The 21,478-nt window shown below is 57.6% G+C and carries 21 protein-coding genes and 1 tRNA gene; 16 read left to right on the top strand and 6 right to left on the bottom strand.

Annotated features, from left to right (window positions below; genetic code table 11):
- Nucleotides 1-205: 205 nt before the first annotated feature.
- The 4 genes from EH31_RS11255 to EH31_RS11270 form a co-directional block, all read right to left on the bottom strand.
- The gene (locus EH31_RS11255) at nt 206-835 is read right to left on the bottom strand and encodes a toxin-activating lysine-acyltransferase (RefSeq protein ID WP_081853375.1); all 630 of its coding nucleotides are present in this window, start codon (nt 833-835) and stop codon (nt 206-208) included.
- A 304-nt stretch (nt 836-1,139) separates the two neighbouring features.
- Nucleotides 1,140-2,639 carry an HlyD family type I secretion periplasmic adaptor subunit gene (locus EH31_RS11260; protein ID WP_051699206.1) on the bottom strand — a complete coding sequence of 500 codons (1,500 nt, stop codon included), beginning with the start codon at nt 2,637-2,639 and terminating at the stop codon, nt 1,140-1,142.
- Nucleotides 2,639-4,834 (bottom strand): type I secretion system permease/ATPase, encoded by a 2,196-nt coding sequence (locus tag EH31_RS11265; RefSeq protein ID WP_081853376.1) that lies wholly within the window; start codon nt 4,832-4,834, stop codon nt 2,639-2,641. The genes EH31_RS11260 and EH31_RS11265 overlap by 1 nt, the downstream gene beginning before the upstream one ends.
- A 365-nt stretch (nt 4,835-5,199) precedes the next feature.
- Nucleotides 5,200-5,276, bottom strand: a tRNA-Arg gene (locus tag EH31_RS11270).
- Between the two features lie 237 nt (nt 5,277-5,513).
- On the opposite strand from EH31_RS11270, the gene EH31_RS11275 reads away from it, so the two are divergent.
- From EH31_RS11275 to EH31_RS11345, 15 genes are all read left to right on the top strand, one after another.
- Nucleotides 5,514-5,903 (top strand): hypothetical protein, encoded by a 390-nt coding sequence (locus tag EH31_RS11275; protein WP_034960519.1) that lies wholly within the window; start codon nt 5,514-5,516, stop codon nt 5,901-5,903.
- 97 nt (nt 5,904-6,000) lie between these two features.
- Nucleotides 6,001-6,525 carry an MmcB family DNA repair protein gene (locus EH31_RS11280; protein ID WP_034960687.1) on the top strand — a complete coding sequence of 175 codons (525 nt, stop codon included), beginning with the start codon at nt 6,001-6,003 and terminating at the stop codon, nt 6,523-6,525.
- 48 nt (nt 6,526-6,573) lie between these two features.
- Nucleotides 6,574-7,338: a sterol desaturase family protein gene (locus EH31_RS11285; protein ID WP_034960520.1), complete on the top strand. Its 765-nt coding sequence runs from the start codon at nt 6,574-6,576 to the stop codon at nt 7,336-7,338.
- On the top strand, nt 7,335-7,796 hold the full coding sequence (locus EH31_RS11290) for a DUF2141 domain-containing protein (protein WP_081853377.1): 462 nt from the start codon (nt 7,335-7,337) through the stop codon (nt 7,794-7,796). The genes EH31_RS11285 and EH31_RS11290 overlap by 4 nt, the downstream gene beginning before the upstream one ends.
- Before the next feature lie 174 nt (nt 7,797-7,970).
- Nucleotides 7,971-9,848, top strand: coding sequence for a PAS domain-containing protein (locus EH31_RS18160; RefSeq protein WP_034960521.1), 1,878 nt, complete (start codon nt 7,971-7,973; stop codon nt 9,846-9,848).
- Between the two features lie 126 nt (nt 9,849-9,974).
- Complete coding sequence (locus tag EH31_RS11300; protein ID WP_051699207.1) at nt 9,975-10,961, top strand: alpha/beta hydrolase; 987 nt, start codon at nt 9,975-9,977, stop codon at nt 10,959-10,961.
- 46 nt (nt 10,962-11,007) lie between these two features.
- Nucleotides 11,008-12,375 (top strand): M48 family metalloprotease, encoded by a 1,368-nt coding sequence (locus tag EH31_RS11305; RefSeq protein ID WP_034960523.1) that lies wholly within the window; start codon nt 11,008-11,010, stop codon nt 12,373-12,375.
- Between the two features lie 11 nt (nt 12,376-12,386).
- Nucleotides 12,387-13,130, top strand: coding sequence for a DsbA family protein (locus tag EH31_RS11310; protein WP_051699208.1), 744 nt, complete (start codon nt 12,387-12,389; stop codon nt 13,128-13,130).
- A 52-nt stretch (nt 13,131-13,182) separates the two neighbouring features.
- Nucleotides 13,183-14,148 carry a M48 family metalloprotease gene (locus EH31_RS11315; RefSeq protein WP_241765907.1) on the top strand — a complete coding sequence of 322 codons (966 nt, stop codon included), beginning with the start codon at nt 13,183-13,185 and terminating at the stop codon, nt 14,146-14,148.
- 123 nt (nt 14,149-14,271) lie between these two features.
- A complete protein-coding gene (locus tag EH31_RS11320; RefSeq protein ID WP_034960692.1) occupies nt 14,272-15,522 on the top strand; it encodes a sensor histidine kinase in 1,251 nt (416 codons plus the stop codon).
- Between the two features lies 1 nt (nt 15,523).
- Nucleotides 15,524-16,321: a LytR/AlgR family response regulator transcription factor gene (locus EH31_RS11325; RefSeq protein ID WP_034960525.1), complete on the top strand. Its 798-nt coding sequence runs from the start codon at nt 15,524-15,526 to the stop codon at nt 16,319-16,321.
- A 255-nt stretch (nt 16,322-16,576) separates the two neighbouring features.
- Complete coding sequence (nadC, locus tag EH31_RS11330) at nt 16,577-17,443, top strand: carboxylating nicotinate-nucleotide diphosphorylase (protein ID WP_034960526.1); 867 nt, start codon at nt 16,577-16,579, stop codon at nt 17,441-17,443.
- Between the two features lie 56 nt (nt 17,444-17,499).
- Nucleotides 17,500-17,886: a hypothetical protein gene (locus EH31_RS11335; protein ID WP_161782146.1), complete on the top strand. Its 387-nt coding sequence runs from the start codon at nt 17,500-17,502 to the stop codon at nt 17,884-17,886.
- Nucleotides 17,864-18,583, top strand: a complete 720-nt coding sequence (locus tag EH31_RS11340; RefSeq protein ID WP_081853378.1) for a ribonuclease T2 family protein — start codon at nt 17,864-17,866, stop codon at nt 18,581-18,583. Before EH31_RS11335 ends, EH31_RS11340 begins: the two co-directional genes overlap by 23 nt.
- Before the next feature lie 85 nt (nt 18,584-18,668).
- Entirely contained in the window at nt 18,669-19,436 is a 768-nt protein-coding gene (locus EH31_RS11345) for a SpoIIAA family protein (RefSeq protein ID WP_034960529.1), read from the top strand.
- On the opposite strand, the gene EH31_RS11350 is transcribed toward EH31_RS11345, so the two are convergent.
- Nucleotides 19,433-19,888: a nucleoside deaminase gene (locus EH31_RS11350; RefSeq protein ID WP_034960530.1), complete on the bottom strand. Its 456-nt coding sequence runs from the start codon at nt 19,886-19,888 to the stop codon at nt 19,433-19,435. The two genes, EH31_RS11345 and EH31_RS11350, sit on opposite strands and share 4 nt — an antisense overlap.
- Before the next feature lie 161 nt (nt 19,889-20,049).
- Here EH31_RS11350 and rpmB point away from each other — a divergent pair, with 161 nt between their 5' ends.
- Nucleotides 20,050-20,337, top strand: coding sequence for a 50S ribosomal protein L28 (gene rpmB, locus EH31_RS11355; protein WP_034960532.1), 288 nt, complete (start codon nt 20,050-20,052; stop codon nt 20,335-20,337).
- Nucleotides 20,338-20,499: 162 nt separating this feature from the next.
- On the opposite strand, the gene EH31_RS11360 is transcribed toward rpmB, so the two are convergent.
- Nucleotides 20,500-21,477 (bottom strand): esterase-like activity of phytase family protein, encoded by a 978-nt coding sequence (locus tag EH31_RS11360; protein ID WP_034960534.1) that lies wholly within the window; start codon nt 21,475-21,477, stop codon nt 20,500-20,502.
- Nucleotide 21,478 lies beyond the last annotated feature (1 nt).

Below are 21,478 nucleotides of genomic sequence, written 5' to 3' on the forward strand. Positions count from 1 at the left end.
GTAGCGAAAAGTCGATGGCCCAGAAAGCAAATGAAAATACAGGAAGCCTACTGCGATCAGAACTATGGGAATTCCCAAGAGCCAAAGCATAAGCGCGCCCCTCACGCCGCCGCACCGCAGCCAGCGCCGGACCCACATGGATCCGACACCAGGACGACCCGCCGCTGACAAAGGTTCAGATCATAGCTCCCCACGATTGGACCGCCTACCCCTCAGCCTTCACCTTCATCTTCTCCAGCACTTCCGGATCAACGCTGCGTGCAACAATCGGGTGGATCGCGATCGGTTTGTCGCCAGCGATTTGCTTGAAGTTGGCTAGCACCGCTGTTGCCAGTTGGCGGTTGGGGGCAATCAAATCGAGCAGCCAGACTTTCTCGCCGCTGGCCCAATCCTCTGCGCCAAGGCGCGTTGGGAAAGCGCCGCCTTTGATTTGCTCGCGGATTTTGGCGTCAACCTCGTCCGAAACGCTCGCCCAGATGGCGATGCCAGCGGTGGTCGTGTTGTCGACACCCGCCTCATCACCCTCTTTCTTCTTCGCAGACGCAATCGCCAAGCGGTCGCGCAGGAGCGGCTCGATGACGAGGTGGTTGAGATCGGAAAGCGACTGCCCCTTATAGCGCGGCAGGTTCATCATCGCGAGGACGGTTTGACCAACGCTGACCTGAACACGCTCGCGCAATTCGGCGAGCTTCTCGCGCATTTCTGGCGAAATTTCGGTTTGCTCTGGCTTGGCTTTAGTCGCTGACTTTGCCCCTTTGCTTACCTTGCCATTCGCCTTAGCGTTCGCACGGCCATTCGCTGCGCCGCTTCCGGCGGACTTTCCGTTAGTACTCATTCAGACCCCCTATTGAAATTGAAAATTTTAACTCAGCCACTTCGCACAAGCCCTGCCGAACACACAAAAACTCAGCCCGTGAGAGCACACGATTAGTCCCGCTGAGCGCAATGCACCCTGCGATTAGTCAAGCCGAACGATGGAAAACCCCAACCCTCAATTTGCGCCCTTCTTCATTGATAAACGGCAGGTGGCCGTACAAAGGCCCAATCTTGCTTGTATCGCTGACCCCATGAATATCTAACAAATGACTTTTTCAGCTCATTGTCAATCACGCAGTTCAGTTTTTAAAGTTCATATTTCCTTATCTTTCCCGCGCTGCTTCGTTGACTGCTTGGGAGATAGGAGAGAGCAAGTATTGGATGATGCGCCTTTGGCCGGTTTTAATCTCAGCTTGCACGCTCATTCCGGGTTGCACGCGGTCGCATAGAGCGTGGCGCTCAGGGTCATCTTTACCGCAAGCAAGTTCAATTTTAGCTGCGTAGACTAGACCAGGTTGGATGGGGCGCCCATTTTCATCACGCACACTTCCAGCGGGATGCTGAGATTGGTCGATAGCATCGCGGCTTATGTTCGTGACCGTGCCCTCGATGAGGCCATAGTCGGTGAAGTTAAACGCCTCCAATTTCACCGCCACTCGCTGGCCCACTTTGATAAAGCCAATATCTTTGTTCTGGACAAAAGCCTCAACCGTTATCCCACCATTGCAACTCGCCGCATCGCTTGCGTCACCTGAGGTGCACGGGACGATCACCATCAATGGTTCTGCGGGCTGTACTACGCCGCCAACCGTACCTACCGCGAGTTGCTGCACGACGCCATCGACCGGGCTGCGAAGTTCTTGGAACCTACGCATACGTTCCGCTTTGCGTAGCTCTTCACCGGCCATGGTTGCACGGTCATTCGCTTCTGCCAGATCGGTGACAGCGGTCCGGCCAAAGCCAGCGCGAAGGCTTGCTAGCTCCGCATTCAACCGCCCAATCGCCGCCTCAGCGCGCATTTTATTCGCCTGTTGCACCTCGATATTGCGCAGGTGCTCGGCGCGCAGCTGTTCGTATTCGAGGAGTTGGAGCTTGGAGAAATAGCCGCGCTCTGCCAGTTCCGCACGCGCGCCCAATTGCTGGTCGATAAAGGGCAGCGCTTCTTCGAGCTTGGCGATCTCCGCATTGGCAGCCGCCAGTTCCGCCTGACTTTCCGCGCGTTGCTGCGTTAAAGCTGCCGCTTGCGCATCATATTGCGCGGTTGCATTGGCGACGAAGGCCTCTTCGGTGCGGATGATATCAGAAGTCGTCCCTTCTGGCGGCACAAAGCGCGCCCGGCGGCCCTGCAGGTGGGCAAGCAGAGCATCATTGCGCGCTTGAATAATCCGCGCGGAAAGCAGTGTTTGCGAGCTTTGCGCTTCATCTGCATTGGCGAGTGTTGGGTCGAGTTCGATCAACAGCTCTCCCGCCTTCACGAACTGGCCGTTCTTCACATGGATTTCGCGCACAGAGCCGATTTCAATGGGCTGGACAACTTTGACATTATCGCCCGGAACCGTCTTGCCCGCCGCAGTGGCGACAACATCGATCCTGCCGAAGAAAGCCCAGATGAGAGCCAGCACAAACAAAGTGCAGATCAGCAACAGAAGCCAGCGCATGCCTGGGCTTGCAGGCTTCTCCATGATCTCAAGCGCTGCGGGGAGAAACTCGTGCTCTTCCTCGGGCTTGAAGGCTTTGTCCGCCTCGTTCTGCCCGCGCCATGCCTCGCCAAAAACGGCAAGGTGTTTGGTCATCGTGGGGAAACGATCAGAGAAGAAACCCATTACGCGCCCCCAACTCCGCCAGACGCCATGCCGGTTTGTTTGGCATGGAGTTGTGCGTAGCGACCGCCGGCTTTGAGAAGCTCTTCGTGGCTGCCCATTTCCGTAATCTCGCCTGCCTCAACTGTGATGATCCGATCGCATGGGCGTACAGCGGAAAGGCGGTGAGCGATGATCATCACCGTGCGGCCTTCTGCGATGCGTGCAAGGTTGTTCTGTATGATCTCTTCGCTTTCGGCATCAAGTGCACTTGTCGCCTCATCGAGGATAAGAATGCTGGGATCGGTAATTAGCGCCCTTGCAATAGCGAGCCGTTGGCGCTGGCCGCCGGAGAGGTTCGAACCTCGCTCTTCGATCACCGTGTCATAGCCGTGAGAGAGCGTCAGGATAAATTCATGGGCCCCTGCTAGCTCTGCCGCTGCGATCACCCGCTCCATATCAATCGTGGGGTTCGCCAATGCGATATTCTCACGCACCGTGCGGTTGAATAGAATGTTCTCTTGCAGGACCACGCCCACTTGGCGGCGCAGCCACGCCGGATCGACCAGAGCAAGGTCGGTGCCATCAACCAGCACACGTCCTTGCTCTGGCACATAAAGCCGCTGAACCAGCTTGGTGAGCGTCGATTTACCCGAGCCCGATGGACCAACAATGCCAAGCATCTCGCCTGCACGGATATCAAGGCTCACCCCGCGCAAGGCTTCAGGTGCATCAGCGCGGTAGCGGAAGCGGACTTTGTCGAACTCCACCTGTCCCTTAATCGGCGGGAGGCTAGCGCGGTTGGGGTTGTGCTCGGGCTCTGCAGGCGCGTTCAAGATGTCGCCCAAGCGGTCCACCGAGATACGCACCTGCTGGAAATCCTGCCACAGCTGAGAGAGCCTCAGGATGGGCTGCGCCACACGGCCCGAAAGCATGTTGAACGCAACCAATGCGCCCACAGTCAGCGAGCCCGCAATCACCGCCTGCGCGCCGAAGAACAAGATCGCCACCGTAGTGAGCTTGCTCACCAATTGGATCAAATGGCTGCCCCAGTTCGACAGGACCGTTACGTCCCATCCAGTCTTGATATAGCCCGCGAACTGCTTTTCCCAGCGGTCGCGCATGCGCGGCTCAACCGCCATGCTCTTAAGCGTGCCAATGCCGGTGACGGTCTCAACCAGGAACGCCTGGTTCTCGGCTCCGCGTTTGAATTTCTCATCTAAGCGCGCGCGAAGCGGCGGCGTTATGAACACCGAAATCGCGATGTAGACCGGTATCGTCAGTGCCACGATCAGAGTCAGCATTGGCGAATAGAGATACATCACAATGAAGAAGACGATGGTGAAGAAAAGGTCGATCACCACGGTCACTGCGTTCGATGTGAGGAAGTTTCGAATGTTCTCCAACTCGCGCACACGCGCAACGCTATCGCCCACGCGCCGCGCCTCGAAATAAGAGAGCGGCAGGGCAACCAGATGCTTGAACAGGGACGCCGACAGCTCCGCATCCACCCGGTTCGATGTATGAGCGAAGAGCCAATTCCTAAGAGCCGACAACATCGTCTCAAACACCAAAACCGTCGCAAGACCGATCGCCAACACCTCAAGCGTGGTCATCGATTGGTGGACCAACACTTTGTCGATCACGAGCTGGAAGAAGATGGGCGAGGCCAGGCCAACCAATTGAAGGAAGAAACTTCCAATCAGTACATCGCGCAAGGCTCTGCGATACTTAACAAGAGCGGGAATAAACCAACTGATATCAAAGGCGCGTTTTTCGCCCGCGATCTTCTCGCGGCTTGTCATCAGCAAGAGGTCAACCTTGCCGCCATTCAGCTCAAATTGCTCCAAGACCTGCTCTTCGGACCAAACTTCAGGCCGCTCGCTATCGGGCCGCAGAACCATATGGCGCACACCCGCATCACCGCTTGTGTCTATCTTGAGAAGAACCGCGCAGCCGCCCTCGTTCAGCCTGACTAGAGCCGGTAGGGGAAGCTTTGAAAGCTCAGCTAGCGGCGCGCTCTTGCGTCTTGCAATGAGATCGAGTTTCTTGGCAATTCGCACGAGGTCATCAAATGTGTATGGCCTATCGCCTTGCCCACGATCATGGTGGATTTGCGCAGGGTCGGCTGCTTGCCCAAGAAACTGAGCAAGTAAAACGAAGCTCAACAGCGCCGCATCGGCGGGAGCCGCCAAAGGATTTTCTATTGATGATGCCATGAATTGCAATCGACCCTGAAGTCTTGGGTAGGGCTTTTTACTTAAGATGCAAGTCTTTGCATTTATTAGCTGAGCGGTATGCGGCGGAAAATAGACTTTTCAAAAATTGATGAATAGCCGGAACTTGTTTCGTTAGCCGAATGTCAGCTTCAGCTTATAATTTCAAGAATGCAAACGTCTCCGCAAGTGATCGAACAGCGTATTGAGAAAGCGACTCGGACCTAACAAAACAAAGCTAGTCACCTACGGACACTCAAGTGCGCAAAACCTGCTGATTTTCTGGGGAAAAATCACGGTTTGCACTTATATTTCACTTACGGGCCTCACCGGCGAAATTGTGCAGCGCGGCAAGTGTTTGAAAAAACTGGCGCACCCGAGAGGATTCGAACCTCTGGCCTCTGCCTTCGGAGGGCAGCGCTCTATCCAGCTGAGCTACGGGTGCCGGGGCCATGGCGGCTTTCGGCCATGAGGCTTTATATTGCAAGCGGACATCATCCGCTCACGTGCCGCGATTAGCAAGGGACTGGTCCCTGCGCCAGACATTATTGGCGCTTTCACGCAATCGCAAACCACACAAATCACTCCCCCAATGGTTAGAACCGTTACTGCAAGTCCATCCTCAAGCGACTGGGCGTCGAGTTTAACCAATCGGCAAGAGCATTGGGTTTAATTGCCAGGAATGACCGTAATTCAGCAACGCCCCGGCAGCCTCTCCCCTCGGCCAGACCGAGCACCGCAATCGTCTCTTGGCCAGCGGTGGAGCGCGTTGCATGGTAAAGTTGCTCAGATCGCACAGATGGCTGACCTTTCGCCAGAGCCTTTGGACCAGATAAACACACGTTTTAACAATGCCTTATCGCGAACCGGCGCGCTGTTTGGCAATCATGCGCATCCCGCGGTTGAGCGCGGGGTCGAGGATATGGAAATTCTCGTGGATATGGGTCTCACCGCTCTTAACGAAGTCGAATCGCGAGGACAGGATCCCGGCGCACCCGCCTTTGCCTTATGGCGCGAGGTTTTCCACGCCCGCGAAGCCATCTTGAGCGTCATGGAACCGACCGTCGCATAGTCAGGCAGGTGGGCGAGGCAAGCGGCCCAAGCGAGTGGGCCATGCGAGCAGCAAGCAGGCGCTTGACGGTGTTCACATTATGTTCCATCCAGACGTGATGGACGGAACTCAAAACGCGATTCTCGAAAGCTCTCTTCAAAACGGCATTGGCCCGAGCACGAAAGCACCCTGCGCCACGGATGTCGCGCGCGGGATCAAGCGCCTTTTTGCGCGCAACGACATCTGGTGCGTCGAAGAGATGGCTTTAAAGAACAATCGGCGCGCTGATCTGATGGGGATCGATGCGCGCGGACAGATTATCATTGTCGAAATCAAGGTCGCGCGCGGTGATCTTTTGGGTGACAACAAATGGCCCGATTACCTCGATTTTTGCGATCGCTTTTTCTGGGGTGTCCCACCGGAACTGGATCGCAGTCCGCTGGAAAGCGAGGCGTATAGTCCTGAACGCTGCGGCATCATTGTTGCTGATGGCTATGATGCTGAAATCGTACGGCAGGCTCCGTTGGAGCCGCTCGCTGCGGCGCGCAGAAAAGCTGAGATTGAGAAACTTGCCCGCATCGCCCTGCGCCGCAACACCGCTTTAATCGACCCGCAGTGCACCGATTTAAGCAGCGCGGGCTAGGCTCAGCAGGGTTTCCCAGGCCCGCTTTGTGCGGCATAAGCCTATCCCATGGTTCCTGCTGATACCCCGGTCTGGCTCGCTTTCCTGATTGTGGGCACTGCGATGAGCGTGATGGTTGCGCTTCGCTATTTCGCAAGCAGCGGGATATTTGCATGGATCACAAAGCGCGCTCGACCGGGTCTTTATGCAAAACAGCGCCGCCAGATCGCAAGCGAGATACGCTATTCGCTTATCGCAGCGGTGATTTACGGGGTGCCGGCGGGCGCTGTGTTCTGGCTTTGGCGACATCACGATTTTGCGCTGATCTACACCGACTGGAACGCCTATCCGCTTTGGTATTTGCCGTTTTCGGTGCTGATCTATCTGTTTGCACAAGACACATGGTTTTATTGGAGCCACCGCGCGATGCACCATTGGCCAAGTCTTTTTCAACTCGCGCACAAGGTCCACCATGATAGCAAGCCGCCCACCGCCTGGACGGCGATGAGCTTTCACCCGGTCGAGAGTTTAACCGGCGCGATTGTGATCCCGATCCTTGTTTTTTTCGTCCCTATCCATCTTGCCATGCTGGGCGTGGTTTTGACGGTTGCAACGGTAATGGGCGTGGTCAATCACATGGGCTGGGAAATTTTTCCGCGCGCGTTTGTTCATTCCCCGTTTGGGGCCTTGGTGATAACAGCAAGCCATCACGAGCGGCATCACGAGGAATACCGATGCAATTTTGGGCTGTATTTTCGTTTCTGGGACAAGGTTTGCGGGACCGATCGCGGACTGTCGCGGCGGTTCGACAAACAGGCGAGAAGCGCCCCATGAAGAGCCCGATCCAAAAGCGTGCACGAAACCTGGGCGCGCTTGTCATTGGTGGGGCCGTTATGGCAGCAGCTGCCCCTGCTGCGGCGGGCACGGTGACGATAACGGTCACTGATCTGCGCAACACCAATGGTGTGGTGCGCGCCTGCATGACCACCAAAGAGAGCATTTTCCCAAAGTGTCGCAATGACCCCAATTCCTATCGCACCGTGGTGAAGGCTGCGAACACGATCACAATCCGCTTCAACAACGTGAAGCCTGGTGAATACGCAATCGCGCTTTTGCATGATGAAAATGAGGACGGAAAAGCCAACCGGGTTCTCGGGATGGCACCCAAGGAAGGGTATGGCTTTTCACGCGATGCCCCGGTGCGCATGGCCCCGCCGAACTGGGATGATGCGGTGTTTACCGTTGGCTCTGCCGATCAAAAGGTCGCGATCAAGATGCGGTATTTCCTCTAAGGCACTGCGTTTGCCCTGCTGCATTGGTTGAGCACCCTGACCTAGCCCCCTCATCCAGCCTATCGCTGACACAGTTTGCTCCAAAGTTTTGCAAGCCTGCTTAACGGGATTTTTACCACGTAAGGCCAGAACTGTCCCAAAGCTTGTCATAGTTTGGGGACAAACGGCCTAATCATGGATACTCTTCGCGGACCTTTTGAAAGCGGCACATCTGCCGATGACACACCTGATTGGGGTGTGGAAAGCCTTGATCGTGAAGAAAAAGGTGCTCGTGAAGATAGCGGCACACTTGAAGAAGAAACCGTGCGCGAATTGCCACCCGAAGCGATCGGCCAGGACGAACGCCGCATGCAAGTGCGCGCTTACAATCACTGGGCCGGCCTTCTGGGTGACGCGACCTTCCCCTCGATTGAACTGCTTGACCCTGAAAATCTGACGGATTTTGGCCCGAACAGCGTTCTGCTCGATTTCTCTCGCGGTATTGAGGACCCTGCGGTCCAGTTTCTTGGCGAAAAGCTCGCCCGGGAATGCGGCGCAGGCGGCAATAAAATCATGAAACTGTCGGATGTCCCGCCGCGGTCTTTGCTCAGCCGGATCACCGACCATTACATGCAAATCCTCGCCAATCAGGCACCAATCGGGTTTGAGGCGGAATTCGTAAACGAACGCGGTGCAAGCGTCCTTTACCGCGGCATCCTGCTGCCCTTTTCCAGCGATGATGAGACGATTGATTTCATCTATGGCGTCATCAATTGGAAAGAGATGGCCGATGCAGCGACCGCTGATGAGCTGCTTCTGGCTATTGATCAGGCGATTGATGAAAAACTTGCAGCCAGCCGCCCCGATGAAGAGGATACCCCGCAAAAGCACCACATCGGTCCTTTGACCGAGTGGGCCGATTCGCCAGCCCATGAAGCCAGCGATGCGGCTGAAAAAACCTTTGACGCGGGCGAACTAGACCTCTGGGCCGAGGACGAGGCCGCCGAGGACGAGGCCGCCGAAGAGCTTTCCGACGCAGACGTCTTTGATGACGATGACAATATCGCGAGCTTCACCGATCAAATGGGTGATGCACCATCGGACTTTGATCGTCACAGCGATGATCTTCCGGGGCCAGATTTTGGTCAATTTGGGCTCGACGAGCCGGAAGTTGATGAATTCGGAGACGAAATCGACGAGGACGAAGAGGGCGCAAATGCCGCAAGCTACAGCTTTGCCTCGCTGACCGATTATATCGAGGTTCCTGCCAAAAAGGCCGTCGATCTTGATGCAGACCGGTTTGACCCTGACGACTATAAGGTCGAAGAGCCCGCCAGCAAGGGCGGTGAAGGCTCAAACGATCCGGTCGATACCGACGACACTGCAGACGAACTGAGCGAAACGCCCGATACTGAGCCCGCTACGGCAGAAGTCGCAGAAATCGCAGAAATCGCAGAAATCGATGGGGACGCAGGGCTGTATGACTGCCTCGCCTCGGCCCGCGAACTTGCACACACGGCCCGCGCCTCCGAAGATCGCAGCCGCCAGGCACTTTATGCAGCCGTGGGACGCGCTTACGACGTATCGCTTGCCGCAAAAGACGAGCCCGAAGCTTTTGACGAGCTGATCGAAGACAACGGCCTGACCGTCCAGGAACGCGCGCCCATGACCCCAGTGGTCAAGCTTGTGTTCGGCCAGGATTACGACAAGACACGCCTGACCGAATATGCCGCCGTCCTCTCCCATGCGCACCGGCTTGAGCTGGAGCGCGGGAGCCTTGCGGACTATCTCGCCAAAGCTGAGGGCGGCCTAAAAGCGGTCGTTGCATCCGAGCGCCGCCTGCGCCGCGAAGAAGCGGGCCAAGTGGTTGAAGATGAAGGCGACATCCGGGCAAAACTGGCCCAGAAACTGCGCGAACTTGATGCTCTGATGTTCGATGCGCTTTCATCGGAAGGCCCCGAGTTTTCGCTCGTCATGGTGCGCCGTGATGGCGAAGGCAATGTCGCGATGATCGGCGAGATTGACGACGACACCGCGCTCATTGAACGGGCCGGCAAAAAGCTCGTCGGTTAAGCGGTCCAGCCAACCCAAACACCCAATCAAAAAAGGCGCCGCACGCACTGTGTAGGCGCCTTTCTTGCGCAAGGCCGTCCCCTCTGGCCTTTACGAGACGCGTAACCCTCTCCAAATGCTGTGCGAATGAACACTCAGACCATTCGCAAAACCAAAGGACCCGTTCGCATCATGGTTTGGACCCTCGGCGTTCTTTTGGGACTCGCAGTTCTGGCCGCAATCGGGCTCCAAATCGCCATTTCACGCGATGGCCCGGTGGTTTTGAGCGCGGTTGACCGGATCCTTGGCGGTGACGGCGGGGCTGAGCTTAAGGCCAAAATCGCGGTCGGCGACCATCCCGATCAGAAAGTTCTGGTTTGGGCACCTGAAAACACTGCACATGTTTGGGCACCTGAAAACACTGCACATGCAAGGATGACATCCGGCACGGCTCTTCGCCCCGTTTTGCTCTTCGTGCATGGCGGTTCGTGGAATTCTGGCGATCCGGAAAGCTATGATTTCGTCGGGCGCGCCTTTGCCGAGCAGGGTTTTGTCGTGGTTTTGAGCGGGTATCGCTTGGGCGAGGCGGGCAAATATCCCGGCATGATCGAAGACACTGCAAGCGCCTTTGCCTGGGCTCGCCAAGAGATCGCGCAATATGGCGGGGACCCACAAAATATTGTAATCGCAGGGCATTCTGCCGGCGCTTACAATATGATGATGGTCGCCCTGGAAAGCCGCTGGCTTGAACCGCACGGGCTTTCGCCCAAAGACATCGCTGCCGTTGTCGGCATATCGGGCCCCTATGACTTCCTCCCGCTCGACAGCGAGAGCACCATCGCAAGCTTTGGTCATGTCGATGACCTTGATGCAACCCAGCCGATCAACCATGTGAGCGAAAACAGCCCGCCCATGCTTCTCCTCCATGGCAAGAAAGATACGACCGTCGGCGTGTTCCATTCGCGCAACCTCAGCGGGCTTTTGCAGGAAGCAGGGCACGCCCCGCGCCTCGAGCTGTACCCAGAGAAAGACCACACCGACCCGCTCGTTTCGATCGCTGCCCCGTGGCGGGGGCGGCGTGATGTTGTGCCGAAAATTGCCGAATTTGTGCGTCAGACTACCGCAAGCCGATAAAACTTCAGTTCCCGTTCAGGCCTAAAGGCGTTAGCAGGTAATCCAGATGCATCTCCTTCGCTCCTTTGTCGCCGCGCTGCTGGCAGTTTTCGCCGCTTTTGCGCTCGCTGTTCAACCGGTCGCGGCCCAGTCAATCCTGCGCGATGCAGAGACTGAGGCGCTGCTGCGCGATATGGCGCGCCCTCTGATCGAAGCCTCAGAGCTTGAACCTGAGAATGTCGAAATTGTCCTCATCAACGATTCGTCCATCAACGCGTTCGTTGCTGGCGGGCAGGTGGTTTACGTCCACGCAGGACTGTTGAACGCAGCCGACACTGCGAACGAAGTGCAAGGCGTGATCGCGCACGAGCTGGGCCATATCACGGCCGGGCACGTCGTTCGCTTTGGTGAACGCACGAAAGGCGCGCAAGGCATCTCGATCCTGTCGCTGATCCTCGGGGTTGGCGCGGCGCTTGCTGGAGCAGGCGATGCCGCTTTGGGCGCGATTATGGCCGGGCAACAGGCCGCAACGGGCAATTTCCTCGCCTTTAACCGCAACCAGGAAGCCGCCACCGATCAAGCGGGCGCGCGGTATCTCAACGGCGCTGGCATTTCGGGCCGCGGCATGATCAGCTTTTTCGAGAAGCTCAGGAATTTTGAAATTCGCCGTGGCTACAGCCAATCGGATGATGCAGCTTACGGTCGCACGCACCCATTGTCTGGTGACCGTATCCAATTCCTGCGCGATCAATTGACGAAGGACGAATATTGGGATGCGCCCGATGATCCAGAGCTTCAGGCTCGCTTCCTAAGCGTCCAGGCCAAGCTTTATGGTTATTTGGCTGAGCCGAAACGCACGCTTCAACAATATCCTGAAAGCGACCAAAGCACACCAGCGCGCTATGCCCGCGCTTACGCCTTCCACAAGGATGCGCAGGTCGAAAAGGCATTGAACGAAGTGAACGCTTTGCTCGCGTTTGATGCGCAAAACCCATATTTCTTGGAGCTGAAGGGTCAGATCCTGCTCGAATCAGGCCGCCCGACCGAAGCGCTTGTGCCATTGCGCCGCGCGACCGAATTGACCCTCAATCAGCCTTTGATCGCGGGGATGTTCGGCCATGCGCTGATCGCGACGGAAGAAGAAGCCAATTACGAGGAAGCCGAAAGGGTGCTGCGCGCAGCGGTTGCGAAAGACCGGTTCAATCCGTTTGCATGGTATCAGCTTGGCGTTGTTTACGCGCATCGCGGCGATATTCCGCGCGCCAAACTGGCCAGCGCCGAGCAACAAATCATGCGCCGCAATTATCCTGAGGCCTTGCGCAATGCGAATGATGCCGAGGCGGGGTTACCGGTCGGATCGCCTGATTGGATCCGTGCACAAGATGTCGGCCTTCAGGCGCGCGCAGAACTGGAAGCTTTGCGCGACAGCCGCTAAAGCTCGTCTCCATGACGCAAAACACGCAAAATTCTGGCATCTCGCCCACCCGACAATCTTTGCTGACAGCGCTTTTGGCGCTCACATTCGGCTTTCTGGGCGCAGCGCTCTGGTCCTACACCGGGCTCGCCGACAATCGCACGCGCGCCTATCTCATGGACAATCCCAGCATTTTGCAGGATGTGGCACAGGCCCTTGCCGCCGAGGACGCGCGCGATCGTCTGGCCTCTGTAAAAGACGAGCTTTACACCCCCTTCCCCGGCGCCATCATGGGCAATCCGGAAGGCTCAAAAGTGCTGGTCGAGTTCACCGATTACAATTGCCCCTATTGCGCAGGCAGCTTTCAGGACATTTCGCGCCTTGTCGCCGAAGACCCTGAGCTCAAAATCATCATGCGCGAATGGCCGATCTTTGAAGGCAGCGAACTGGCAGCGCGAATGGCTCTCGCAGCGGCCAAACAAGGGCAGTATCAGGCATTTCATTCGGCCCTGTTTCAACGCGGCGACACCAGCCCCGCAGGCGTTGAAGCGGCTGCTGCGGCAATTGGCCTCAACATGGAACAGGCGCGCATTGATGCAGCAAGCGAAGAGGTTTCGGTTGAACTGGTCCGCAACCTCACCTTCGCGCAAAGTCTGGGGTTCAGCGGCACGCCTGCCTTTGTGACCGGCGACATTTTGATGCCGGGCGCTGTTGGCGTTGATCGCCTGCGCGAAGCCATAGCCGAAGCCCAAACAGGGGCGAGCGCTGCGTCATAAAATGCGTGTGAGGGTTTGCCTTGCATCTGTCGCCATGCTTGGCGCGCTAATCGTGGCGGCACCGGCCGTGCCAGCAGCAAGCGCCCGCGATACCATCAATTGGGACAAGATCGACCTTGCAGCAGAGCGCCGCGCGATTGAAAATTACCAAAAATACGACCAGCTTTTACAAAATGTTGGCTGGAAACTGGTGCGCGGAAATGCTGAGTTTTGCGACCGGGTGATCCCGGGAACAGGCCTGCAATTGCAGGATATGGCGAGTTACGGCTCCCCAGAAATTGCCCGCCGAGCGCTTGGTCTGTCAGGCGACTTTGCGGTTCAAACGGTGGCGAAGGGGTCCCCCGCTGACCTTTCCGGCAATTTTCCGAGCAACCGTGAGATCGTGCGGCTTGCCGGGACCAATCCCAACGATTGGGAGAGCCAAGGCCCGTTTGACTGGCAGCGCCTTGCCCGCGTGCATGACCTTATCGATGCGTCGGTCCAAGGCTACGATGCCATTCAGTTTGATTTTCACGACAATTATGTCTCGGTCATTGCCTCTGTCCCTGTATGCGCTTCGCGATTTGAGCTGATGGGCGAAGGGCAAAAGGCGGTGGCAGATGGCAACCGCGTCGTCATCGGCATCGAATTTCCCGCGTTTCAATATGAGGAGGCAGAGTTTGCAGGCCTCGTTGCGCATGAACTGGCGCATAATCTTTTGGGTCACACCGCATGGCTCGACCGCAATAAAAGAAAGCGCCGCAACATCCGGCGCACAGAGCGCGAGGCGGACCGGCTGATCCCTTGGCTTCTCGCCAATGCGGGATATGATCCGCGGGGCGGTAAGCGCTTCTTTGAAAAATGGGGGCCGGGGGGTGATGGCGGGCTGTTTCGCAATCGCAGCCATGATGGCTGGGACGAACGCGCAGAATTCATCGAGGCCGAAATCCCACAGATTGAAGCACTTATCGCTAGCGAAGGCAAAGCCGACTGGCGCACGCATTTCCGGCGCGAGGTTGATCCAGACCAGGGACTCTAACCGCGAGGAAAAGCGCCAAGATGCCGCCCCGCCTGCGGCAAGCGGTTGTGCCTTTGCGTTCATCTGCGCGCACGCTTACCTTAATTCATGCGACGAACCGTTTTTTGCGCTACACTCATGCCCATGTCGATGGTGAAATTCCAACCCGCTCCGTTCTTTGCGAGCAAAAACCGCGCCTTCTGGAACCTGCAACTTGCGGGCTGGGGTGGCTATTTCCTGCTGCGCAGCGTGGTTGCCATCGCCAATGATCAGCCGCTTGATCTGCTCGTCGTTTTGCTCGTCACCACGATCACCGGGTTTACCATCACCCTGATCTTGTCGGTGGTGTACCGCCAATTGATAGACCGCCAGCCGATTGTGACATGGGGCGGGACCGCCATCGTGCTGACCATCGCGGTCTTGGTGCACTCGGCGATCGAGGCATGGCTCCAAGGGCTATACCAAGGCTCGCTTACCGAGACGAGCTTTGCCCAGCGCCTCATCGGCTTAAGCTTTATCCCGCTCGCGCTTTTGGGCGGGTGGAGCGCGCTGTATTACGCGATCAATTACTTCCTGCGGGTCGAGGAACAGACAGATCGCCTGCAACGATTGGAAGCGCAGGCAACCGCCGCTCAGCTTGCCATGCTGCGTTATCAACTGAACCCGCATTTTCTATTTAACACTCTGAATTCCATCAGCACTCTGGTACTTTTGAAACAGACAGGGCCCGCCAATGCGATGCTAACGCGGCTGTCGGGTTTCCTGCGTCACACCCTGATCGCGGAACCGGGAAGCAAGGTCACGCTGGAGCAGGAGATCGAGACGCTGCAGCTTTATCTCGATATCGAACGCATGCGCTTTGAAGAGCGGCTTCGCACCCAGTTCGATATTGAAGACGCGGCGATGCACGCAAGATTGCCGGCAATGCTGCTGCAACCGCTCGTCGAAAACGCGATCAAATATGCGGTGAGCCCGCAAGAAGAAGGCGCGCGCATTTCCCTGAGCGCGCGCGTGGTCGGCGAGCGGCTTAGAATTGCGGTCGAGGATACCGGACCTGGCGCTGTTCTGGGCGGGCAGAACCGGCCCATAGCGTCCAACGCACCGCCAAGGCCGGGCGAGCCCGTTTCCACCGGAGTTGGCCTTGTGAATATCCAGAACCGTTTGGCGCAAGGGTACGGGGCAGACCACCTGTTTGAAACCCGCTCACAGCCAGGCGGCGGTTTCACCGTCCTCATCGAAATCCCGTATGAACCTTCGCAGCAGGCGACCAATTCGCCAGCTAAATCCCCGGCCGATTCCCCCCCGCCCACATCAGAAACTGCCTCATCCCCCGAAACTGAAGCAGCCGATAATGTGATTAATCTGAACTCTCAGCGTGTTATTGGAAACTCGTGATATGACCATCCGCACTATCATCGTAGACGATGAAAAACTCGCCATCCAAGGCCTTCAGCTAAGGCTCCAGGCCTTTGAAGATGTTGAAATCATTGACACCTGTGCCAATGGGCGTGAGGCCATCCGCAAGATCAAGACGCAGAAACCCGATCTCGTCTTTCTCGACATCCAGATGCCTGGTTTTGACGGTTTCAGCGTCGTCAAAGGCGTCATGGAAATCGAGCCTCCGCTGTTCGTTTTTGTGACCGCATACGAAGAACACGCCATCCGCGCGTTCGAAGCCAATGCGGTCAATTACCTGATGAAGCCGGTGGACGAGGACAAGCTTGCCGACACCGTAGAGCGCGTGCGCCAGCGTCTGGCCGAGAAGAAATCCGCCGAGGATGCAGAGCAATTGATGGGCGTGCTTTCCGAAGTCGCCCCGGACCTTGCCGCCGACTTTACCGGCGATCCGGGCGAAAGCGCGGACCGGTTTGAAAAGCTCATCAATGTCAAAGATCGCGGCCAGATTTTCCGCGTCGAAGTCGACTCAATCGAACGCATCGAGGCGGCAGGCGATTACATGTGCATTTACACCGCCGAAAACTCGCTCGTCCTGCGCGAGACGATGAAGGATCTGGAGCGCCGCCTTGACCCGCGCGTCTTCCAGCGCGTCCACCGAAGCTGGATCGTGAACCTCGACCAGGTGCGCCAGGTAAAACCCCACACCAATGGCGAGTGCTTCCTCGTGCTGGATTCAGGTGCAGAGGTGAAGGTATCGCGGTCCTACAGGGATGTGGTTGCGCGTTTCGTGCATTGATTTGTTTTGCGAAGGCCCATCCGGGCCTTTGTCCTCGGCGCTAATCCCTCCGCTGCGCTGCGGGGCACCTGCGGGCGGGCGGTCGCCCTTGCGGACCTGCTATCAGGCCCGATCAGTCAATTAATTCCCGAACTGCGTTCGTCCTGAGCCCTGCGACAAGCTCAGGAGGGCCTTGTCGAAGGGCAGGCACTCGCACTATGCCTGAACTTCTGGGAAACGAGGTGCTTCAACTGGCTCAGGACGAACGGAACTTTGATGGCATTCACACTTGAGGGCTTCGACCTCGACACATTCATCCGCGACACGCTTGCCGAGGATTTGGGCGTTGGCCTTCCCGGCGGTGGCAAGGATGTGACCTCTGAAAGCGTAATCCCCGCCGATGCGCGCTTTTCGGGTGTTATGGATAGCCGCGATGCGATTGTGGTGGCGGGGCTTCCTCTGGCTGAGGCGTTTTTCCGGCACCTTGACCCCGAATGCGTGATCGAGACGCTGGTAAGCGATGGCGAACAAGTGACGCCGGGCACTGATCTGATGCGGCTTGAGGGCAATGCGCGCGCGCTTTTGACCGCCGAACGCAGCGCCTTGAACATCGTGCAGCACCTCTCCGGCATTGCCACCATGGCGCATGAATATGTGACCGCGATGCGCGTGGGCAGCGCGACCTGCACCCTGCTCGACACACGCAAGACGCTGCCGGGCCTGCGCGTGCTGGAGAAATACGCGACCCGCCAAGGGGGAGCTCAGAACCACCGCATGGGCCTCTATGACGCGGCCATGATCAAGGACAACCACGTCGCCGTCGCGGGCTCTGTCGGCGAAGCGGTGCGGCGAGCAAGGGATGCGGGCGTCTCCCCCATCATCTGCGAAGTGGACCGCTTGGATCAGATCGAACCCGCGCTTGAAGCAGGCGCGGACCACCTGTTGCTCGACAATATGTCGCCCGAAACGCTCAAAGAGGCGGTTGCAATGGTGAGAGGCCGCGCCAAGACAGAAGCGAGCGGCGGGATCAACCTCGACACCATCGCCGCGAAAGCGGCAAGCGGGGTGGATTATGCTTCGGTGGGAAGGCTCACCCAAAGCGCGCCTGCGGCTGACGTTGGGCTGGATTTTAAGCCGATATGAAGATGGCGCGAGGGCCACGGCCGTGGCCAATCCATACCTTTGCGATAATCCTTGTCTTGCTCGGCATTACTGGACTTGGTGCCAGCTTCTTTGAGATCGAGGAGAGTTTGGTGGTCTTGCAGCAAGACTTGCCCATGATTGAATGGACCCGCGACTATGTGATCGTCGCCAACTTTTCTCTGTTCACCATAGTGCTAATCCCGGTCATGGCCGTGTGGTGTTTTGCCAGCCGTATCGCACGCCTGATTATGGCAGTGATGTGCGTCTTGCCTATACTAGCTCTTGGATCAGCTCTCTTCATTGGTCTTCGGGATGACGACTTATTGTTCGGCTTGGTGGTTGACCCAGCGTTGACAATTTTTGCGACTGTCATTCTTTACCTACCGTCTTCTTCGCGGTGGCTGAGCCAGGAGAGATCGCTTGACCCAACTGTTTTCAAATAGCTGGCTCTGGATCGGGTTAGCGCTTTTTGGGCTTCCCGCCACTGCCTCCGCGCAGGCCTACCAGTGCCGCGCGCCGCAGGTGTCTTCGGTGCCGCAAATTGCGCCCGATCAGCAGCGCCGCGTGGTGCCGATCACGGGCTATACCCTCGCGCTTAGCTGGTCGCCGGGCTTTTGCCGCACCCGCCAAGATTCGCGCTCGCACCGCGTCCAATGCTCGGGCGACAACGGGCGCTTTGGCTTTGTTGTGCATGGCCTGTGGCCGCAAGGATCGCGCACTTGGCCCCAGTGGTGCGCGGTTCAAAACCGCCTTACCCCGCGAGAAGTGCGTGCAAATATGTGCATGATGCCCTCTGCCCGCCTCATCGCGCGGCAATGGGCCAAGCACGGAAGCTGCATGGTCAAGAAACCGGAGACCTATCTCGCCGTCACCAAAGTGCTGTGGGAGAGCCTTCGCATCCCCGACTATGACCGGATCAGCCGCGAGGAAGGCCTCACCGCTGGCCGCATCCGCCAGGCCTTTGCCGATGCCAATGGGCGCATGTGGCAGCCAAGCCATGTCGGCGTGAAGCTAAACCGCGACGGTTGGCTGGAAGAGCTGCGCCTTTGCTACAACAAACGCTTTCGCCCCACCCGCTGCGATGACCGGCGCTATGGTGCAAGAGACGAGGCAAGCGCGAAGATCTGGCGCGGGCTTTAGGGCGGCTCACACCCCCCGAAATTTGATCTGCATCAACGACAGCGGTGCGACTCGCGGCGTAGAAAGGGACCATGGAGGTCCCCCAATGATCAATATCGAATCCCTATCGCCCAAAGCCGTTCGCATCACCTCGATTGCCGAGTTTTGCCAGGCGGATGTCGAGACCCTCGTGGATTTCGTCCAAGGCCACTACGATAATGGCGGCGGCGGAAATCTGCTGATCGATGCAACCGCGCTCACCGGTTTTACGTTTTCTGCGGTCACTATCGAATTGGCGCATATGCCGTTGTTCGTAAAATGGCTCTACTCGCTTGATCGTATTGCGATCATCTCTGACGAGGACTGGATTCGCACTGCGGCGCGGCTTGAAAGCATGCTGCTGCCCGGCGTCACCTATCAGGTCTATGACGACGACGAGAAAGACGCAGCGCTCGCTTGGGTGCTTGGGGAAGAGGATGCCCCGCACAAAGGCGCTTTCCGCGAGCTTGACCTTGGCAGGAGCGATGTGGCGGCGTTTGAGGTTGTCGGGCGGCTTGATGGGCCCGAATCGACACGCGGGCTTGCCATGGTCGAGGAACGGCTGAGTGATCCGCAATGCACCAAGCTGATGATGGTGATCCGCCACTGGCACGGCTTTGAAGCCGAACTGCTGTTCAGCCGCCATCTCCTCGCCTCAAAGCTCAAGCTGATCGACACAATCGACCGCTACGCCATTGTCGGGGGGCCAAGCTGGGTCGGCGGCGTGGCCGAAACCATGGGGATGCTGATTAGACCTGAGATCAAGGCTTTTGAACTGGATGAGCAGGATGAAGCGCTGGAATGGCTTAGCGAGACAGTGGTGGAGGCTATTTAGCGCCGTTCCCTAAAGAAATCTCGCAATAACTCCGCCGCCTCCGCCTCGCCCAATCCTGTGTAGACCTCGGGCGCGTGCATGCATTGCTCTTGTTCAAACACCCGTGCGCCGTGCTCTACGCCGCCGCCTTTGGGGTCGCTGGCGCCGTAGTAGAGCCGCGCAACCCTCGCATGGGCAATCGCGCCTGCACACATCGCGCAAGGCTCCAGCGTCACGTAAAGATCGCAGTCTGTCAGCCGGTCATCGTCCAGAGCTTGCGCCGCCAAGCGGATTGCGCGGATTTCTGCGTGCCCGGTGGGATCGGGGGGGACGCGTGTCGCATTGGCGGCGACCGCGATAATTTCTCCATCCTTGACGATCACCGCGCCCACGGGCACTTCGCCCGCCTGCGCTGCCTTTCGCGCCGCGTCCAGCGCGGTTTGCATGGGTTGAGGGATCGGCCAGCGGGTCATCGAAGCGACGCGCTACCCCTCAAACCCGCACGAATCAATTGACGATTCGGCAAGGGGCGGCTATGCGGCGCGCTTTCCGGGACACCCTTATGACATCACTTGTGATTAAGGGACGCCATCACGGCGGTAGCGCCCCCCTAGTAAACGAGACGAGATTTATCATGTCGCGCATTTGCGAACTGACTGGCAAAGGCCGCCAGGTTGGCAACAACGTCAGCCACGCCAACAACAAAACCAAGCGCGTATTTCTGCCCAACCTGCAGAACGTGACCCTGATGAGCGAAAAGCTCGAGCGCAGCTTCAAATTCCGCGTATCGACCAATGGTCTTCGCTCGGTTGAGCACAATGGCGGGCTCGACAACTGGCTGCTCAAGACGAAAGACGAAAAGCTTTCGACACGGGCGCAAAAGGTCAAGCGCGAGCTTAAGAAAGCTGTCGCAGCTGCCTAATTCGCCCTTTGGCGTCTGAAATTGCTAAGAAGGCGTGGCGCAAGTGGGCGCTCACGTCTTTTTTGCGTTTTTCATTTCCCTACCGCTTCGCTATTTGAGGGTGTTCTTGATTGCCCTATCGCTTCGCTATTTGAGGGCGTTTTTCATTGCCCTATCGCTTCGCTATTTGAGGGAGGGGTCGTAAATCAGCTTGGCCAGCAAGGTCCGCTGCATCGCAGCGATGTTGTCATCCGAGATAACCCAGACCGCCACCCGGCCATCTTCAAGCCGGCGCACCGCTAGCCCCTCGTAATTTTCTGGCGGTAGAAGATCGTCAAACCGGAACAATATCCGCGGCGACAAGGGTTCCGCCGACCCCGCATCGGGCGGATCGGATATTGCCATCATCCCCGCAAAGGGCGGGTAGTTGCCCCAATTCACATCGCGCATCAGATAAAGGACCCTGCCATCGGGCAATTGTGCAAGGTCTGTCACCGCAAACTCTGGCGCTGGGTTGGCAAAGGGCAGAATGCGCGGCGCGCCTCCCTCGACAGGATCGCTGGCGTAAATCAACGCCTCTTGATGCCGTTCGGGGATGATCAGAAATCGCCCGTCGGTCAGGCGCACCATCGCCTCAAGCCCAGCATTGGCGTACCAATCCACCTCATCCTGAATGATCCGCACCTTTTCAGGCTCAGTCCGATAAGAGAAGCGGTGGATCGCATGAGTGTTTTCATAGCCCACCCAATAATCGCCTCGATCGGCGGGATCACGCGTCACCGATTCGATGTCCCACAATAGCGGGTAGAGATCAGGATCATCATAAGGCAGGCCCCCAATCAGGCGCATATCGGCGCTTTCTTCGGCTCGGTCGGGCTCGATAAAGGTGAAGAGAAACCCCCGGTCGGAAAAAGCCCGCAAACGTCCATCGCCCACCGGCATCAGCCCGGAAAAACCGCCAAAACGCAAAGTGGGCTCGGTTGAATAATGCCACACGCCCTCAACGCTCCACCCGGGCGCTGAAACCTGCGATGGCCCTGCGATCTGAGCAAGCTCAATTCTTTCGGGGTTTGCCTTTTCAACCGGGGTTCGCAGCCAAGTGCCGGGTGCCACCATACCAGCCACAGCCAGAGCCGCGATGACCCGGACTGCTCTAGACATT

It is taken from the genome of Erythrobacter longus (genome assembly GCF_000715015.1).
GTDB classification, from domain to species: Bacteria; Pseudomonadota; Alphaproteobacteria; order Sphingomonadales; family Sphingomonadaceae; genus Erythrobacter; species Erythrobacter longus.